Source organism: Phytomonospora sp. NPDC050363 (assembly GCF_040655735.1).
Classification (GTDB): domain Bacteria; phylum Actinomycetota; class Actinomycetes; order Mycobacteriales; family Micromonosporaceae; genus Phytomonospora.
Window position 1 is genome coordinate 223,301 of record NZ_JBFAKK010000005.1, and the last position, 15,346, is coordinate 238,646.

Consider the following 15,346-nt stretch of genomic DNA (forward strand, 5'->3'; position numbering starts at 1 on the left):
AGGGAAACCCACATGACCTCCGGGCCTCTCCGTCGCGTCCTTCCCCTCGCCGCCGCCGCAGCGGTCGTCGCCGTCCTGCTGGCCATGCCGCTGTTCGCCGACAACTACACGCTGCTCACCGTTGCCCGCGTCGCCGGGCTCGGCCTGCTCGCCGCGTCGACGGCGCTCATGACCGGAGTCGCCGGCCTCCCGACCCTCGGGCAGGTCGCGCCCTACGCGGTCGGCGCCTACACCGCCGCGCACCTCGCCCACGCCGAGCTTCCCGGCGTCGTCCAGCTCCTCGGGGCGGGCGCGGCCGCGGCCGTCTTCTCCCTGCTCACCGGCGCCGCCGTGGTCCAGACCCGGGGAGTCATCTGCCTCATGGTCACCCTCGCCATCGGCGAGCTCGCCGCGATCACCGCCGGGCAGTGGACCTCCCTGACCGGCGGCACCGACGGCATGGACCGCGTCCCGGCCACGCCGGCGTTTCCGGGCGGGGACGCACTGGTCAAGATCCCCGAGGTCTACACCTACATCGTCGCCGCCGCGCTGGTCGTGCTCGGTGTGGCGATGCTCGTGCTGCGTTCTCCGGCGGGGACGCTGATCCGCGGCTGCCGCGACAACGAGGCCCGCATGCGCGCGTCGGGCCACCGGGTGTCGCTCACGCTCTTGTGGACCTTCACCGGCGCGGGCGCGATCGCCGGGATCGGCGGGGGCCTGCTCGTCGCGGTCCAGCGGACCGTCTCGCCGGACAACGCCGGCTTCGAGGTCGCCGCCCTGGTCCTGCTCGCCGTCGTCATCGGCGGCGCCGCCTCGATACCGGGCGCGCTGGCGGGTGTCGCGGTGGTCGTCGCCGTCCGCGACCGGATCGCCCCCGAGATCCCCGGCGAGGGAGGAGCGCCGCTGCTGCTGGGCGTGCTGTTCATCGCCGCGGTCTACCTGCTTCCCGGCGGTCTGTCCGGCGTGGCGGAGCGGCTGGGCCTGCGCAAGGGAGCGGCCGGTGCTTGAGCTTCGCGGGGTGAGCCGCGCCTATGGCGCGCTGAAGGCCGTCGACGGCGTCGACCTCACCGTCGAGGAGGGCGCCCGGCACGCCCTCATCGGCCCCAACGGCGCCGGCAAGTCGACGCTGCTGCACCTGGCGGCCGGCAACGTCACGGCGAGCGCCGGGCGGATCGTCCTCGCCGGACGTGATGTCACCCGCGCCGGTCCGGCCCGGCGGGCGCGCCTCGGTCTCGGGCGGACCTTCCAGACTCCGGCGCTGGTCGGCTCGGCCGACTGCCTCACCAACGTCGCCCTCGGCGCCTGGCCGGCCCGCTCCTTCGCCGAGCGCTGGTTGCGCCGCGACCGCGCCGCCGACCTCGCGCGGCTCGACGCCCTCGGCCTCGCCGCCGACGCACGGACCCCCGCCGACGCCTTGTCCCACGGCCGCCGGCGGCTCCTCGAACTCGCCGTGGCCCTGGCCGCCTCCCCGCGCGCGCTGCTCCTCGACGAACCGGCCGCCGGGCTCACCGACGACGACGTCGAACGCCTCCTCGCCGCGCTGGAGACCATCGGCGGCGAGGTCGCGGTCCTGCTCGTCGAACATCACCAGGACCTCGTCCGGGCTTTCGCCGACACCGTCACCGTCCTCCACCAGGGCGCCGTCCTCACCACCGGCGCACCGGCCGAGGTCGCCGCCGACCCGCGCGTCCGCGAGATCTACCAGGGAGCACTCGGTGCGGCTTGAGACCACCGGCCTGCGCGCCGGCTACCACGGCGGCACGGTCCTGCACGGTGTCGACCTGACCCTCGCGCGCGGGGAGGTCCACGCCGTCGTCGGCCACAACGGCGCCGGTAAGACCACGCTCGTGCACGCCCTCGCCGGGCTCGTCCCGGCCCGCTCGGGCGGTGTCCTGCTCGACGGCGCCGACGTCACCCGCCACGCCACCCACCACCGCGCCCGGCGCGGCCTGGCGCTCGTCCCGCAGGGCCGGCGGGTGTTCGCCTCCCTTACCGTCGCCGAACACCTCGGCCTGCTCAAGACGCGCGGCCCGTGGACGCCCGCGCGCGTCCTCGACCTGTTTCCGCAGCTGGCCGCGCGCCGCGGCCACAAGGGCGCGCACCTGTCGGGAGGGGAGCAGCAGATGCTCGCCTTCGCGCGCGCGCTGCTCGCGCAGCCGAGCGTGCTGCTTCTCGACGAACCCACCGAAGGGCTCGTGCCCGCCCTGGCCGGGCAGATCGCCCAGACGGTCGCGTCCCTGCGCGACGAGGGCATGTCCGTGCTGGTCACGGCCCCCTCCTTGGACGCGGCGACCTCGACCGCCGACCGGGTCACCGTCCTGATCGGCGGACGGCTCGGCGTGTCGGCCCCCGGCGAGACCGTCCGGGCCGACCCCGCCGTCATCGTCGCGGCCCTGGCGCTGCACGGCGAGTCCACCCCCACCGAGTGAAAGGCGGGCCATGAGCCGCACCGACAGCTACACCTTCTCCAACTCCTCGACCCAGGCCGAGCACCAGCTCGACTCCATCCAGCGCTTCCTCGACCCGCTGACCACCGCCCGGCTGTCGGCGCTCCCGCTGCCCGAGGCGCCGCGCTGCCTCGAACTCGGCCCCGGCGCCGGGTCGATCGCGCGCTGGCTCGCCGGGCGCGGCGGCGCGGTCACCGCCGTCGACCTCGACACCGGCCTGCTGGGCGAGCACCCCGGCGTCACGGTCCACCGGGCCGACGTCCGCGAGGAGCTGCCCGCCGAGGTCACCGCCGAAGGCCCCTTCGACCTGATCCACGCCCGCCTGCTCCTGGTGCACCTGCCGCAGCGCCGCGAGATCGTCTCCCGGCTCGTCGGGCACCTCGCCCCCGGCGGGCACCTGGCCGTCGGCGAGTTCGGCAGCCAGCCCCTGCGCGTGTACCGGGCGCCGGGCGAGGGCGACGCCGAACTCTTCGCCAAGGTCACCGACGGCCTGCTGACCGTCCTGGCCGCGCACGGCGGCGACATGGAGTGGGCCTACGCCGCGCACGAGGCGTTCTGCGCCGAGGGCCTCGCCGACGTGCACACCACCGAGCACGCCGAGAGCTGGACCGGCGGCGGCACCGGCGCGCGCCTGTACAAGGTGAACATCGAGCAGAAGTGGGACGCGCTGCTGGCCGCCGGATTCACCGAGGGTGAACTGGCCCGCTACACGCGGCTGATGGGCGACCCCGGATTCAGCGCGCCGTCGTACCGTTTCACCATGGTGGTCGGCCGCAAGGCCTGACCTCAGGCTCCTCTCAGGGCCGCGGACGTTTGCTTCTTCCGTCACGTCGAACGAAATTGGGGCCCCCGGATGCTGCAGATGCTCGGCTTCGCCGTGTTCATGACGGTCATCGTCGTGGGCGTTCACTACTACCTGTGGCATCGGCTGATCAAGTCGACGACGGGGCCGGGGCCCTGGCGCCGGGGCCTGACGTGGGCGCTGGTGGCGATGGCGCTCGTGACCGTCGGCGCGCTCGCGGGCGCCCGGTTGTTCCCGGCAGGGGTCGAGCACGTCATCGCCTGGCCGGGCTACATCTGGTTCGCGCTGATGGTCTATCTGCTGCTGTTCCTGGTGCTCCTGGAGATCCCCCGCGCGATCGCCAACCGCGTGTCGAAGCGGCAGGAGGCGACGGCGAAGGCCGCCGGTGACGTCGTCGCCGACGAGGAGGCGGAGCCCTCGCCGGAGCCCGAGGCGCCCGCCGCTGCCTCGCCGGTGCTGACCCGGCGGCTGTTCATCGCCCGCACCTCGGCCGTGGTCGCGGGGGTCGGCGCGGCGGCCACGGTCGGGTTCGGGATGCGCTCGGCGCTCGGGCCGCCGAAGATCGAGCGGGTCCCGATCACGCTGGCCAAGCTCGACCCGAGGATGAACGGGCTGCGGGTGGCCGTCGTCAGCGACATCCACCTCGGGCCGCTGACCGGCGTCGGGCACACCGAGCGGATCGTGCGGATGATCAACGAGCTGGACGCCGACCTGGTGACCATCGTCGGCGACCTCGTCGACGGGTCGGTCGCCGAGCTGGGCGACCTGGCCCGGCCGCTGTCGGAGCTGGAGAAGCCGTCCTACTTCGTCACCGGCAACCACGAGTACTACACGTCCGAAGGGCCGCAGGAGTGGATCGACGAGCTGCGCGAGCTCGGCGTGACGCCGCTGGTCAACGAGCGCGTCGAGATAACCCGCGGGGGCGCCGTGCTGGACCTGGCGGGCGTCAACGACCTCGGCGGTGAGGCCAGCGGGCAGGGCCCCGACCTGGAGCGCGCGCTCGACGGTCGCGACCAGGCGCGGCCGGTGGTGCTGCTGGCGCACCAGCCGCTCCAGGTGAAGGAGGCGGCCGGGTTCGGCGTCGACCTGCAGCTGTCGGGGCACACCCACGGTGGGCAGATGGCGCCGTTCAACATGGTCGTGGGCCTCCAGCAGCCGGTGACGGCGGGGCTGGAGACCGTCGACGGCACGCAGGTGTACGTCACGCGCGGCGCGGGCTACTGGGGCCCGCCGGTGCGGGTCGGCGCGCCGCCGGAGATCACGCTGCTGACGCTGAACGCGGGTTGAACGGGCATGTCCACCGCCTGACCTGGGCACTCCCCAGCCATGAGTACTCGCGACGGCCTCGTTCGCGCTCTACTGGACCGCTACGGCCGCACCTACGCCGAGCAGGCCGGCATCGCCTTGCGGGACAAGCCGTCGCCGCTGTACCGGCTGCTCGTGCTGACGGTCCTGCTCTCGAAGCCGATCGGCGCCGACATGGCCGTCGGCGCCGCCCGCGAGCTGTCCCGGGCGAAACTGCGCACGCCCGAGGCGATGCGCGAGTCGGACTGGCAGTACCGCGTCGACGCCCTCGGCCGCGCCCACTACCGCCGCTACGACGAGTCGACGGCCACGATCCTGTGCGAGGGGGCCGTCCTCGTCGGCGAGCGCTGGGGCGGCGACCTGCGCCGGCTGCACCGCGAGGGCGGGGACGCCGACGGTGTCTCGCGGCTGCTCCAGGAGGTACCCGGGATCGGGCCGACGGGCACGTCGATCTTTCTGCGCGAGGCGCAGGGGGTGTGGCCCGACCTCGCGCCTTACGTCGACGACCGGGCCGCCGACGGCGCCGAGGCCCTCGGCCTGCCGCGCACGCCCGGTCGCCTGGCGGCCCTCGCGCCGAAAGAGGACCTGCCGCGCCTGATCGCCGCCTGCGTCCGCGTTGCCCTCGCCCGCGACCCGGCGGCCGTGCGCGCCGAACTCCTGACGCCCACCGGGTGAAGCGCCACGCTCCACCCGGCGGGCCCGCAATCAGTCGCGAACCGTGATCGCCCCGGCCGGGCAGCTGTCGGCCGCCTCCCACACCGACTCCCACGCGGCCTGCGGCGGCCGCGCCGCCAGCAGCACCACCGTCCCGGCCGCCTCGTCCTGGTCGAAGACCTCCGGGGCCGTCAGCGCGCACATGCCCGCGGCGCAGCACTTGCGGGCGTCGACCTCCACCTCCATCGCGCTCACCAGGCCACCGGCAGCTCGTGCACGCCGTAGATCAGCATGTTCGTGCGCGTGGGGACCTGCTCCGGCTCGACGGCCAGGCGCAGAGTCGGGAAGCGGCGGAACAGCGACGCGTACGCCAGCCGCATCTCGACGCGCGCGAGCTGCTGTCCCAGGCACTGGTGGATACCGTGCCCGAAGGACAGGTGCCCCTGCGCCGAGCGCGTGACGTCGAGGACGTCGGGGTCGGTGAAGCGCTCCGGGTCGCGGTTGGCGCCCTGCACCGACAAGATCAGGCACTCGCCCGCGCTGACCTGCACCCCGTCGAGTTCGACGTCTTCCAGGGCGGTGCGGGTGGCGCCGTACTGGATGATCGACAGCCAGCGCAGCAGTTCCTCGACGACGCCGTTGACGACGCCGGGGCCGGCGGTGAACTTCTCCCGCTCCTCGGGGTGCGTCAGCAGCGCGAAAGTGCCCAGCCCGAGCATGTTCGCGGTGGTCTCGTGCCCGGCGACGAGCAGCAGCAGGGCCATGTTGACCAGTTCCTCGTCGTCGAGTTCACCGGTCGCGCACAGGCCGCCGAGGATGTCGTCGGTCGGCTCGGCCCTCTTGGCCGCGACGAGCTCGCCGAGGAAGGCGGTCAATGAGCCCAGCGCCGCCCAGACCTCCTCGCCGCCGCTGTCGAGCCGCATGATCGTGGCCGAGTCCCGCTGGAACTTCGAGCGGTCGGCGGCGGGGACGCCGAGCAGTTCGCAGATCACCAGTGACGGGACGGGCAGCGCGAAGTGCTTCACCAGGTCGGCGCCGGGCCCGGCGGCCTCCAGGTCGTCGAGGGCGGAGTCGATGATCTCCTGCACGAGCGGTTCGAGGGCGCGCATCCGGCGGACGGTGAACTGGCCGGTGAGCAGGCGCCGGTAGTGGCCGTGGTCCTCGCCGTCCATGCGGATGAACATGCCGGGCCGGGCGGGCGGCTGCGGCTCGCGGGCCAGGGGGTGGTCGAGCGGGAAGTGCCGCAGTTCCTGGCGGGAGCTGAAGCGCGGGTCGGCCAGGATCTGCCGGGTCAGCGCGTAGCTCGTGACGAGCCAGCCGAGGTGTCCGTCGGGGAAGCTCAGCCGCGACAGCGGCTCGGTCTCGCGCAGCTCGCCGATCCGCTTGGGCGGGTCGAAGGGGTCCGTCCGCTCGACGGGCAGGCGCGGCGCCGATGGTGCCTGTGTCATCACTTGCTCCTTTGTGTAGGAGTTGTGCCTGCCTCTCACTAAACCTCACCCGGCAGAAAATTACAATGGGTGTAAAAAAGCTGCTGGTGTAAAGTTCGCTCATGGTGGGTGAAGTGACGCTCCGGGAACGCAAGAAGCTCCGCACGCGAAGAGCCCTCGTCGACGCCGCTACCAGGCTGTTCGACGAGAAGGGCTACGTCGAGACGACGGTCGCCGAGATCGCCGCGGCGGCGGAGGTGTCGACCAAGACCTTCTTCAACTACTTCCCGAGCAAGGAGGAGGTCCTGTTCGCCGACGCCGAGGTGCGCATGCGGATCGCGCTGCGCATGATCGCCGAACGCGAACCGGGCGAATCCCTGGGCGATCTGCTCCTGCGCGTCATCGACCACGTCCTCGGCCTCATCCGCAGCGACGCCCTCGACGTGGGCATGTCCACGGCGAAGGTGCGCATGCGGCTGGTCATGGCCGAGCCGGTGCTCCAGGCCCGCGCGCAGCAGCTGGTGATGGCCTCCCAGATCGACCTCGCGCGGGCGATCTCGCGCAGCTACCGGACCATCGACGAGCTGACCGCCGTCGGTGTCGTCGGAGCCTTCCTGGGGGCGGCTCAGGCGACGGTGGTCGCCAGCCTGCGGCGCGGTGACAACGTCGAGGACGCCATCACCGCCAGCCGGGCCGCCATCGCCGCCGCCCTGCACGGCCTGGCCGGTGCGGTGACGGACTGAGGCCGCGCCACCTTCCTCGACGCGCGAGGCCGCGGTCGGGCATGATCGGCGAGGACCAGCCAAGCCGTCGGAAGGGACCCCCATGCCGTCCATCCAGGAAATCCGCGTCGCCGAGCCGGACGCCGGACCCTACGCGATCACGGTCGGCCCGGACGGTGCGCTGTGGTTCACGCTCATCCACGCCGGAACGATCGGCCGCCTCGACCCCAAGACCGCCGAGCTGACGGGGCGCACGCTGGAGAACCCGGCCGCCGGGCCGGCGATCATCACCACCGGCCGCGACGGCGCCCTGTGGTTCACCGAGTCGAAGTCGCACCGGATCGGCCGCCTCGACCCCAAGGCGGGTGTCCTGGAGTCCTACGGCCCGGACGAGGACACCGAGGACGGTCCCTTCGGGATCACCGCGGGCTTCGACGGCGAGCTCTGGTACACCGAGATGGCCGCCAACCGCGTCGTGCGCCTCGACCCGGCCTCCGGCGAGCTGACGAACTTCCCGCTGCCGCTCGCCGGCGCCATGCCCTCGATGATCACCACCGCCGCCGACGGGGGCGTCTGGTTCACCGCCAACCAGGCCAACTCCGTCGGGCGCATCGACGCCAAGTCCGGCGAGTTGAAGCTCATGGAGCTGCCGACCGCGAACGCGGCGCCCGTGGGCATCGCCGCCGGACCCGACGCGATCTGGTTCGTCGAGATCGGCGCCGGGCAGATCGGCCGGATCGGCTTCGACGGTGGCCTGACCGAGTACCCGCTGCCCGACCGCGGTTCGCGTCCGCACGCGATCGCGCCCGGCCCCGAGGGCATGTGGTTCACCGAGTGGGGCGCCAACCGCGTCGGTCACATCACGCCGGCGGGTGAGATCGAGGTCTACGCCCTCCCGACGCCCGATTCCGAGCCGCACGGTCTGGTCTACGGGCCCGACAACGCGGTGTGGGTGGCGCTGGAGACGGGCGTCCTGGCCCGCATCACGCCCTGAGCACGCGGCGGCTGAGGCCGTCGGATCTCCGGGTGGTCTCCGGCTGCCGGTGCTTCGGCGCCAGCGCCAGGACCACCCGGCAGGCCGCGTCGAGGTCGGTGCGGTGGCCGGTCGACACCCAGACGGGTTTCACTCCGTCCTGCGTGCGCAGGCAGCGGCCGACTTCCTCGCCTTCGCGTACGACCGCGGCGGTGTCACCCCGGTGGGGGCCGGGCGCCTCACCGGGCCAGGGGGCGTTCTTGGCGACGCCGATCGTGGGGAGCCCGAGCAGTACCCCGAGGTGGCAGGCGAGTCCGAAGCCGCGCGGGTGGGCGAGGCCGTGGCCGTCGCAGACGAGCAGGTCGGGCACGCGGGTGAGGCCGGCGAGCGCGTCGAGGAGCGTGGGGATTTCGCGGAAGGCGAGCAGGCCGGGGACGTAGGGGAAGCGGGCGGTTCCCTCCCGGGTGACCTCTTCGACGGTGCCGAGGGTTTCGAGGTCGATGGTGACGGCGGCCGCGACCAGGTTCTCGTCGCCGTAGGAGACGTCGACGCCGGTGACCAGGCGGTAGCCGGTGGCGGCGGGGCCGGGTTCGAGGAGGCCGCGGAGGCGTTCCTGTTCGGCGAGGGCGCCGGCCTCGTCGGCGGGCCAGGGCGGGATCGGGGGAATGTCCACGCGCCGACGGTAACGGGCGAATAAGTCCCGGGCCTCCGTGGTTGGGGGAGAGTGAAACAAGCAGGCGTACCGGGAACCCGGCACCGGAAGCGGTGCCGCAGCCCGGCCCCCTACCGCAAAGGCGGCTTCGTCAGCCGCCGGCCAAGGAGAGCAATGAAGGCCATTGTCATCAGTGAAACCGGTGGGCCGGACGCCCTCGTCTACACCGACGCCCCTGATCCCGTCGCCGGTCCCGGCCAGGTCCTCGTCGAGGTCGTCGCGGCGGGGGTGAACTTCATCGACGTCTACCACCGCGAGGGCCGCTACCCGATGTCGACGCCGTTCACGCCGGGCGGCGAGGGCGCGGGTCCGGTGCTGGCCGTCGGCGAGGGCGTGTCGGGCGTGGCGGTCGGCGATGTAGTGGCCTGGCATCAGGGGCCGGGCAGTTATGCCGAGAAGGTCGCCGTCGACGCCGACAAGGTCGTGAAGGTCCCCGCGGGGCTCGATCCGAAGGTCGCGGCGGCCGCGATGCTCCAGGGCATCACCGCGCACTACCTGAGCAACTCCACGTATCCCGTCGCCGAGGGCGACGTCGCGGTGGTGCACGCCGCCGCCGGTGGTGTGGGGCTGTTGCTGACGCAGATGGTGAAGCTGCGGGGCGGGCGCGTCATCGCGACGGTCTCCAACGACGACAAGGCCAAGCTCGCCCGTGAGGCCGGGGCCGACGAGGTGATCGGCTACGACGGGTTCGCCGGGAAGGTCCGCGAGTTCAGCGGCGGCCGGGGCGCCCACGTCGTCTACGACGGCGTCGGCGAGGCGACCTTCGACGAAGGGCTGACCGCCCTGCGTCCGCGCGGGATGATGGTCCTCTTCGGCGGTGCCAGCGGTGCCGTCGCGCCCTTCGACCCGATGAGGCTCTCCAAGCTCGGCTCGCTGTTCCTGACCCGGCCGACGGCCGCGCACTATGTCCTCGACCGCGCCGAACTGGAGTGGCGGGTGGGCGACATCCTGTCCTGGATCGCCGACGGGAAGCTCGACGTGCGGGTCGGCGCGACCTACCCGCTGTCCGAGGCGGGCCGGGCGCACAGCGACCTGGAGGCCAGGCGCACCACCGGCAAGGTCCTGCTCATCCCCTGAGCCGGGCGGCGCGCTAGCGCCACGACCCCCGGCGCATGGTCTTCCGCTCGTAGGCGGTGGGCTCGTAGGCGAGCCCACCGTTCTGCTCGAACCACGCGAAGGTCCGGGCCGCGCCGAGCGGGAGCGGCACGTAGGGCAGCACTCCGGCGGCGTCGATGCGGCTCGTGTCGAGGACCAGGTCGACGTCCCGGAAAGGGAAGTAGTCGCGCGCGGGGACCTTCGGGTCGTCCACAGGGGACATGCGCGCCTCGACGCCGGCGGCCCGCGCGAGCACGCCGACCCATCCGGCGAAGCTGTAGGGCGTCGACTCGGCGACGTTGTAGGTACCCGGATCCAGGCGCTCGGCGACCGCCGCGGCCACGACCTCCGCCAGCACGTCGACGTGGCAGAACTGGACGAGCCGGTCGCCGTCCCCGGGCACCAGCACCGTCTCTCCGCGCAGCAGCCGGGCCCACACGAAGGACTCGCGGGGCTCGTTGTTGAAGGGCCCGTACACGTAGGGCGGGCGCAGCACGGTCAGGCGCTCGCCGTAGGCGTCCCGCAGCAGCTTCTCGCAGGCGGCCTTGTCACGGCCGTAGTCCCCCCAGACGGGGTCCCCGTCGGCCGGATCGTCCTCCCGGAAGGGGAAACCGCTCGCCTCGCGGTCGTAGACCGCCGCGGAACCGAGGTAGATGTAGCGGCCTGCGAAGCCGAGGGTCCCGGCCAGATGCCCCGGCCGTGCACCCGAGATGTCCACCAGCACGTCGAAGCCGCCGGACAGCGCTTCGGCTGTGTCGGCGGCTTCGTCACGATCAACGGTGATTCGACGTAGATCCCGGTCCCACAAGGGATCGGTGCCCCGGTTGAGCAAGGTCACGTCATGTTCGGTGAGCAGCCGGGCGGCGACGCGCCGCCCGATGAACCGGGTGCCTCCGAGGAGCAGGATCCGCATCGGGCCACGTTATAAGAACCCGGACTGCGGCGCGCTCAGGTGGACTCTGACAACCGTGCCCGCCATTTGCGGTGCAAGGGCATGACGTACCAGACGATCAGATGGAACAGGATCGTGCCTGCGGTGATCACGGAGGCCCATGTATTCCCCATCACGATGTCGACGGCCAGGAACAGTGCTCCCGAGAGCGCCAGCATCACGCAGACCAGGCCGTACATGGCGAGCCGGGAGGCCATGCGGACGACCTGCTCCTTGGCGCCCTGCCGGAACAGGAGCCGGTGGTGACTGACCGGCGCGATGATCATCGCCGTCCCGGCCGTCGCCGCCACCAGGGTTCCGACGTAGACGTAGCGCTGAAGCGCGGTGGTCTCGACGAACCTTGCGGAGAACGCCACGGTCAGCAGGAAGGCGAACAGGATCTGGTTGCCCGTCTGCACGACCCGCAGTTCTTGCAGCAGTTCGGCGAAGTTGCGCTTCCACTGGTCCGCGTCGCTCTCGTGCTGCGACGGAACCTCGGACTCGGGACTGGGTGGTGTCTCGGGCATGGCTGGCGGATACCCTCCGGGGGATTCGGTCAAACGTGCGCTCCGGTGACGTCGGACGCATGGTCATCACCGCTCACCTCCGTTCGATCGGTGGGGACTCGCAGGTGGGACCCGTCGCAGGGTTCCCTTGGTGCGCAACCAGATCAGGTCGGCCAGCGCCAGCACGGCCACGACGATCAACGCGACCGTCGCCCAGGTGAAACCGGCGCGCCAGGTGAAGAACGCCGCTGCGCCGGACAGCACCAGGCCGAAGACGGCCAGGTGCACGCGCAGCCGCAGAGGCGCGGGTTTGGGGTGCGCCCCCTCGCTTCCCGGCACCGGCCGTTCGCGCTGGTCGCCGCTCATCGGGCGCAGACGCTCCAGTCGAGGCCCGCGCGGTTGAGCACGCTCACCCGCCTGGTCTCGAAGTCCTGTCCGAGTTCGCGCAGGCGATCGGGCGGGATCGCGGCCCGCAGGGCCGGCAGGATCTCACCCTCCTCCTCGGCGATGTGATGACGCGCGGAGGCGGTGAAGTCGCGCAGGGCCGCGATGAACTCGTCGGCGTCGGCGGCGTCGATCTCGGCCAGTTTCGCCTCGGCGAGGCGGTGCTCGCGGATGCCGTGATGAACCTCGGAGCCCTCGCCGTCGTGGTGCACCAGCAGCGCCGGATACACCAGGCTCTCCTCGGCGGTTGTGTGCACCCCGAAGCGGACCTTGAGTTCGGCGAACAGGCGTTCCCGGTCGCGGCTCTTCGCCCCGGCGAGGCGGTCGAAGAGATCTTCGAGCAGGCGATGGTCGTCAAGTATGGCGGTGACGGCGTCCATCAGGGGTCCTCCCTCGGCCTACGTACATCGTGTCATGTTGTCCGGTTACCCACCGGCGGACCAGCGCAAACGTGTGTTTGATCAGCGGCTGCGCCGGGTATCGGGCCAGGAGGGGACAAGGGACGGACCATCGGGGGAACCGCGTCGAGGAAGACGGCCGACGCATCCGAGAGGAGTCACCGCCATGCCGAGGGGCCAGTGGAGCGACAAGCGCGAACGCCAGTACGAGCATGTGAAGGAATCTCAGCTCGACGCCGGCCGCTCCGCCGATCGCGCGGAGGAGATCGCCGCCAGGACCGTCAACAAGGAACGCGCCCGCGCCGGAGAGGCCAAGGAGTCAAGCCGCCTCTCCAGGACCGACATCTCGTCGTCGAGGCGCGGCGGTCTGCGGTCCCACTCGGGACCCGGCGGACGCACCCGCGACCAGCTTTACGAAGAGGCCAGGCGCAAGAACATCGAGGGCCGATCGAAGATGAACAAGGCCGAGCTCGCCCGCGCCGTCGGCGGCTCGAAGTAACCAGCCTCACCTCTCCCACCGGGCGGAGCGGCCCACCGTGGCGGGCCGCTCCGCCGCCCCAATGGGACAGGACCGAGAACCCACGAAAAGAAGGCCGCGACCCGTGGGTCGCGGCCTTCTCTCAAGCCCTAGACCGTGTCCTGGAGCGGCGGCTCCTGCCACTGCTCCGGCCGGGCGGCGGCGGCGGTCTGGCCCGCGCCGTCCTCCATGTACTGCTTGAACTGCTCCAAGTCGCGGCGGACGCGGACGTTGATCACGCCGAGCCGGTCGGCGGCCATCTCCGCGAAGCCCTCGGGCACCAGGTCCATGCGCGCGGTGACGCGCGTGGTGTTGTCGTCGATGGCCTCGAACTCGACCGCGCCGGCGTGCTGCGGCCCGTCCAGCGACCTCCAGGCCAGCCGGCGGCCCGGAATCCGTTCGAGCACCTGGGCGTCGAACTCGCGGGTGACCCCGGCGATGCTCACCGTCCAGTGGGTGACGTCGTCGTCTCGTTGTTCGACGTTGATGACGCCGTCGGCGAAACGGGGGAGGGACTCGTAGGCCGCCCATTGCTCGTAGGTGGCGCGCGCCGGCGCCTCGATGGTGACGCTCTCGGTGATGGTGCTCATCGGTCCGTCCTCCGGTCACGCATTGGGGGTCGCCACACTGATCTGCGCCAGCGCCGAGTTCGGTTCGCGCTCGACGGCCAGATCCCCGAGCGACACGATCCCCACCGGAGTGCCGTCGGTCTCGCAGACCGGGAGCCTGCGAATGCTCAGTTCCCGCATCACCCGCACCGCGTGGTCGGCCGGATCGTCCGGACCGACGCACGCGGGCTGAGGTGTGGCGAGGTCACCGACGCGGGCGAGATCCATGTCCGCGCCGGTGGCAAGACCGCGTACGACGATGTCGCGGTCGGTGACGATGCCCCGCAGCTCACCGCCGGACATGACCAGGACGTCGCCGATGTCGTGGTCGCGCATGCGTTGCGCGGCCACGGTCACCGGGGTGTCCGCGGGAACGCAGACGGGGTCGCGTGTCATGACGTTGCGCACGAGCTGTGCCATTCGGGGGCCTCCCTAGGTATGACTACTTCCCTGGGAGAGGACTACCCATTGCGGGCCGAAGCATGCTCGGCGCCATCCCGCATCCACTCGCGCATACGGGTGAGGTTGCGGCTGATCAGACGCGAGACGTGCATCTGCGAGAGGTGCACCTTCGACGCGATCTGCGACTGCGTCATGCCGTCGAAGAAGCGCATCTTGAGGATGTTGCGCTCGCGGTCGGGGAGCTTGGCGAGCAGCGGCTCCACCGCGACGCGGGCCTCGGCGGCCTCCAGCGCGGGGTCCTCGTTGCCGACCATGTCGATGATCTCGCGACCGCCGTCGTGCTCGGTCGGGGTGTGCAGCGACATCGCCGCGTAGGCGTGCGCGCAGCCCATTCCGTCGCGGACGGTCTCGGCGTCGAGGCCGAGGTGCTCGGCGAGGTCGTCGACGGTCGGCGTGCGGCCGAGCTGCTGGCTCAGCGGGTCGATCGAGGAGTTGACGTTGACCATCGCCTCCTGGAGGCGACGCGGGACGCGCATGCTCCAGCCCTTGTCCCGGAAGTGGCGCTTGAGCTCACCCAGGATCGTGGGGACGGCGTAGCCGATGAAGCCGCTGCCGCGCTCGGGGTCGAAGCCCTCGACCGACTTGAGCAGTCCGACGCGGGCGACCTGCGTGAGGTCCTCCAGGGGCTCGCCGCGGTGGGCGAATCGCCGCGCGAGGCGGTCGGCGAGCGGGAGGGTCTTGCTGACGATCTCGTTGCGGAGGGGGATCCGCTTGGGGTCGCCCGAGGGGAGGGCGGCCAGCTCGTCGAGCGAACGGCGGACGCCGTCGTCGACCAGGTCCGTCTGGGGACGGGAGGGGCGGATGGTACGGGCGGTACCGGTGGTACGAGGGGTGCGTTCAACGATCGTGGACATGTGGTCCACCTCCATCGAGGGAGAGGCTGCTCCGCACGGGCATACATAGCCAAGGCATGCGGGAAGCAGTAGATCTAAAGTCGGCGCCCGCTGCTGGAGCGCCTCGCGGGTCGACCATCCGTGGCGAAGGTCGCGTCTACCGCGTTCCGGCGGGAAATCCCCGCCTCGCGAGGCGATGGTCATCGAAGCCGGGTTTGGACTTCGGATACCGATCGGTCGCTTGGGAAGGACTCTACCAAGTTCTCACGCCGATGGGAAGTCTTGGGGTCAAGCTAACTTCGCGTAACGGGATGAACGCATAGAAAAGGCCGGTGCCTCATGGGCACCGGCCGCCGGCATGTGGATGGATCGTTCGGCTAGGTGAAGATACTTACTCCACCGGGTCCTACCAGCAGCCCAATGATGATGAGCACGATGCCCCAGAGGAGCTGCCGACGGAACAGGGCGACGATCCCCGCTACTACGAGGATCACGGCGAGAATCCAGAGCAAAAATTCCATGACCACTGGT

At 71.6% G+C, this 15,346-nt stretch carries 21 protein-coding genes; 10 read left to right on the forward strand and 11 right to left on the reverse strand.

Translation table 11 applies throughout. The annotated features are described in order from the left end of the window. Positions 1–12: 12 nt before the first annotated feature. The 6 genes from AB0I28_RS15585 to AB0I28_RS15610 all read left to right on the forward strand — a co-directional run bounded on the left by AB0I28_RS15585 (position 13) and on the right by AB0I28_RS15610 (position 5,208). Entirely contained in the window at positions 13–987 is a 975-nt protein-coding gene (locus AB0I28_RS15585; protein ID WP_357493641.1) for a branched-chain amino acid ABC transporter permease, read from the forward strand. Next, positions 980–1,705 (forward strand): ATP-binding cassette domain-containing protein, encoded by a 726-nt coding sequence (locus AB0I28_RS15590; protein ID WP_357493643.1) that lies wholly within the window; start codon positions 980–982, stop codon positions 1,703–1,705. Before AB0I28_RS15585 ends, AB0I28_RS15590 begins: the two co-directional genes overlap by 8 nt. Next, on the forward strand, positions 1,695–2,408 hold the full coding sequence (locus AB0I28_RS15595) for an ABC transporter ATP-binding protein (RefSeq protein WP_357493645.1): 714 nt from the start codon (positions 1,695–1,697) through the stop codon (positions 2,406–2,408). The genes AB0I28_RS15590 and AB0I28_RS15595 overlap by 11 nt, the downstream gene beginning before the upstream one ends. Positions 2,409–2,418: 10 nt before the next feature. Continuing rightward, a complete protein-coding gene (locus AB0I28_RS15600; protein WP_357493647.1) occupies positions 2,419–3,210 on the forward strand; it encodes a class I SAM-dependent methyltransferase in 792 nt (263 codons plus the stop codon). 69 nt (positions 3,211–3,279) lie between these two features. Next, complete coding sequence (locus AB0I28_RS15605; protein ID WP_357493649.1) at positions 3,280–4,515, forward strand: metallophosphoesterase; 1,236 nt, start codon at positions 3,280–3,282, stop codon at positions 4,513–4,515. A 39-nt stretch (positions 4,516–4,554) separates the two neighbouring features. Continuing rightward, the gene (locus AB0I28_RS15610) at positions 4,555–5,208 is read left to right on the forward strand and encodes a hypothetical protein (RefSeq protein WP_357493651.1); all 654 of its coding nucleotides are present in this window, start codon (positions 4,555–4,557) and stop codon (positions 5,206–5,208) included. Positions 5,209–5,238: 30 nt separating this feature from the next. Here AB0I28_RS15610 and AB0I28_RS15615 read toward each other — a convergent pair whose 3' ends face one another. Together AB0I28_RS15615 and AB0I28_RS15620 are read right to left on the reverse strand one after the other, a co-directional pair. After that, positions 5,239–5,433: a ferredoxin gene (locus AB0I28_RS15615; protein ID WP_357494275.1), complete on the reverse strand. Its 195-nt coding sequence runs from the start codon at positions 5,431–5,433 to the stop codon at positions 5,239–5,241. Positions 5,434–5,438: 5 nt separating this feature from the next. Then, positions 5,439–6,635: a cytochrome P450 gene (locus AB0I28_RS15620; RefSeq protein WP_357493653.1), complete on the reverse strand. Its 1,197-nt coding sequence runs from the start codon at positions 6,633–6,635 to the stop codon at positions 5,439–5,441. Between the two features lie 101 nt (positions 6,636–6,736). On the opposite strand from AB0I28_RS15620, the gene AB0I28_RS15625 reads away from it, so the two are divergent. Next, entirely contained in the window at positions 6,737–7,357 is a 621-nt protein-coding gene (locus tag AB0I28_RS15625; RefSeq protein ID WP_357493655.1) for a TetR family transcriptional regulator, read from the forward strand. 82 nt (positions 7,358–7,439) lie between these two features. After that, positions 7,440–8,330 (forward strand): virginiamycin B lyase, encoded by an 891-nt coding sequence (locus AB0I28_RS15630; RefSeq protein WP_357493657.1) that lies wholly within the window; start codon positions 7,440–7,442, stop codon positions 8,328–8,330. On the opposite strand, the gene AB0I28_RS15635 is transcribed toward AB0I28_RS15630, so the two are convergent. Beyond that, positions 8,320–8,982: an endonuclease V gene (locus tag AB0I28_RS15635; protein WP_357493659.1), complete on the reverse strand. Its 663-nt coding sequence runs from the start codon at positions 8,980–8,982 to the stop codon at positions 8,320–8,322. The two genes, AB0I28_RS15630 and AB0I28_RS15635, sit on opposite strands and share 11 nt — an antisense overlap. Before the next feature lie 153 nt (positions 8,983–9,135). Between AB0I28_RS15635 and AB0I28_RS15640 the strand changes: the two genes are divergently transcribed. Continuing rightward, positions 9,136–10,098 carry a quinone oxidoreductase gene (locus tag AB0I28_RS15640; protein ID WP_357493661.1) on the forward strand — a complete coding sequence of 321 codons (963 nt, stop codon included), beginning with the start codon at positions 9,136–9,138 and terminating at the stop codon, positions 10,096–10,098. 13 nt (positions 10,099–10,111) lie between these two features. Here the strand turns inward: AB0I28_RS15640 and AB0I28_RS15645 are convergent, their stop codons facing one another. The 4 genes from AB0I28_RS15645 to AB0I28_RS15660 all read right to left on the reverse strand — a co-directional run bounded on the left by AB0I28_RS15645 (position 10,112) and on the right by AB0I28_RS15660 (position 12,377). Further along, positions 10,112–11,029 carry an NAD-dependent epimerase/dehydratase family protein gene (locus AB0I28_RS15645; protein WP_357493663.1) on the reverse strand — a complete coding sequence of 306 codons (918 nt, stop codon included), beginning with the start codon at positions 11,027–11,029 and terminating at the stop codon, positions 10,112–10,114. Positions 11,030–11,064: 35 nt separating this feature from the next. Further along, positions 11,065–11,574 (reverse strand): DUF6328 family protein, encoded by a 510-nt coding sequence (locus AB0I28_RS15650; protein ID WP_357493664.1) that lies wholly within the window; start codon positions 11,572–11,574, stop codon positions 11,065–11,067. A 66-nt stretch (positions 11,575–11,640) separates the two neighbouring features. Beyond that, positions 11,641–11,919, reverse strand: coding sequence for a hypothetical protein (locus AB0I28_RS15655; protein ID WP_357493665.1), 279 nt, complete (start codon positions 11,917–11,919; stop codon positions 11,641–11,643). Beyond that, positions 11,916–12,377, reverse strand: coding sequence for a hemerythrin domain-containing protein (locus AB0I28_RS15660; protein WP_357493666.1), 462 nt, complete (start codon positions 12,375–12,377; stop codon positions 11,916–11,918). The genes AB0I28_RS15655 and AB0I28_RS15660 overlap by 4 nt, the downstream gene beginning before the upstream one ends. Positions 12,378–12,561: 184 nt before the next feature. On the opposite strand from AB0I28_RS15660, the gene AB0I28_RS15665 reads away from it, so the two are divergent. Further along, positions 12,562–12,894: a plasmid stabilization protein gene (locus tag AB0I28_RS15665; RefSeq protein WP_357493667.1), complete on the forward strand. Its 333-nt coding sequence runs from the start codon at positions 12,562–12,564 to the stop codon at positions 12,892–12,894. Positions 12,895–13,022: 128 nt separating this feature from the next. On the opposite strand, the gene AB0I28_RS15670 is transcribed toward AB0I28_RS15665, so the two are convergent. From AB0I28_RS15670 to AB0I28_RS15685, 4 genes are all read right to left on the reverse strand, one after another. Next, a complete protein-coding gene (locus AB0I28_RS15670; RefSeq protein ID WP_357493668.1) occupies positions 13,023–13,502 on the reverse strand; it encodes an SRPBCC family protein in 480 nt (159 codons plus the stop codon). Positions 13,503–13,517: 15 nt separating this feature from the next. Further along, on the reverse strand, positions 13,518–13,940 hold the full coding sequence (locus AB0I28_RS15675) for a CBS domain-containing protein (protein WP_357493670.1): 423 nt from the start codon (positions 13,938–13,940) through the stop codon (positions 13,518–13,520). Between the two features lie 41 nt (positions 13,941–13,981). Continuing rightward, positions 13,982–14,836 (reverse strand): SigB/SigF/SigG family RNA polymerase sigma factor, encoded by an 855-nt coding sequence (locus AB0I28_RS15680; protein WP_357493671.1) that lies wholly within the window; start codon positions 14,834–14,836, stop codon positions 13,982–13,984. A gap of 356 nt (positions 14,837–15,192) precedes the next feature. Then, positions 15,193–15,336, reverse strand: coding sequence for a GPGG-motif small membrane protein (locus tag AB0I28_RS15685; protein WP_357493673.1), 144 nt, complete (start codon positions 15,334–15,336; stop codon positions 15,193–15,195). Between the last annotated feature and the right edge of the window lie 10 nt (positions 15,337–15,346).

Bases quoted from the DNA above. Each gene is read 5' to 3' on its own strand.
- AB0I28_RS15645 (WP_357493663.1), bottom strand. From the start codon at position 11,029: ATGCGGATCCTGCTCCTCGGAGGCACCCGGTTCATCGGGCGGCGCGTC.
- AB0I28_RS15585 (WP_357493641.1), top strand. From the start codon at position 13: ATGACCTCCGGGCCTCTCCGTCGCGTCCTTCCCCTCGCCGCCGCCGCA.
- AB0I28_RS15605 (WP_357493649.1), top strand. From the start codon at position 3,280: ATGCTGCAGATGCTCGGCTTCGCCGTGTTCATGACGGTCATCGTCGTG.
- AB0I28_RS15680 (WP_357493671.1), bottom strand. From the start codon at position 14,836: ATGTCCACGATCGTTGAACGCACCCCTCGTACCACCGGTACCGCCCGT.
- AB0I28_RS15650 (WP_357493664.1), bottom strand. From the start codon at position 11,574: ATGCCCGAGACACCACCCAGTCCCGAGTCCGAGGTTCCGTCGCAGCAC.
- AB0I28_RS15620 (WP_357493653.1), bottom strand. From the start codon at position 6,635: ATGACACAGGCACCATCGGCGCCGCGCCTGCCCGTCGAGCGGACGGAC.
- AB0I28_RS15640 (WP_357493661.1), top strand. From the start codon at position 9,136: ATGAAGGCCATTGTCATCAGTGAAACCGGTGGGCCGGACGCCCTCGTC.
- AB0I28_RS15660 (WP_357493666.1), bottom strand. From the start codon at position 12,377: ATGGACGCCGTCACCGCCATACTTGACGACCATCGCCTGCTCGAAGAT.
- AB0I28_RS15655 (WP_357493665.1), bottom strand. From the start codon at position 11,919: ATGAGCGGCGACCAGCGCGAACGGCCGGTGCCGGGAAGCGAGGGGGCG.
- AB0I28_RS15625 (WP_357493655.1), top strand. From the start codon at position 6,737: ATGGTGGGTGAAGTGACGCTCCGGGAACGCAAGAAGCTCCGCACGCGA.
- AB0I28_RS15610 (WP_357493651.1), top strand. From the start codon at position 4,555: ATGAGTACTCGCGACGGCCTCGTTCGCGCTCTACTGGACCGCTACGGC.
- AB0I28_RS15675 (WP_357493670.1), bottom strand. From the start codon at position 13,940: ATGGCACAGCTCGTGCGCAACGTCATGACACGCGACCCCGTCTGCGTT.
- AB0I28_RS15685 (WP_357493673.1), bottom strand. From the start codon at position 15,336: ATGGAATTTTTGCTCTGGATTCTCGCCGTGATCCTCGTAGTAGCGGGG.
- AB0I28_RS15615 (WP_357494275.1), bottom strand. From the start codon at position 5,433: ATGGAGGTGGAGGTCGACGCCCGCAAGTGCTGCGCCGCGGGCATGTGC.
- AB0I28_RS15670 (WP_357493668.1), bottom strand. From the start codon at position 13,502: ATGAGCACCATCACCGAGAGCGTCACCATCGAGGCGCCGGCGCGCGCC.
- AB0I28_RS15630 (WP_357493657.1), top strand. From the start codon at position 7,440: ATGCCGTCCATCCAGGAAATCCGCGTCGCCGAGCCGGACGCCGGACCC.
- AB0I28_RS15600 (WP_357493647.1), top strand. From the start codon at position 2,419: ATGAGCCGCACCGACAGCTACACCTTCTCCAACTCCTCGACCCAGGCC.
- AB0I28_RS15665 (WP_357493667.1), top strand. From the start codon at position 12,562: ATGCCGAGGGGCCAGTGGAGCGACAAGCGCGAACGCCAGTACGAGCAT.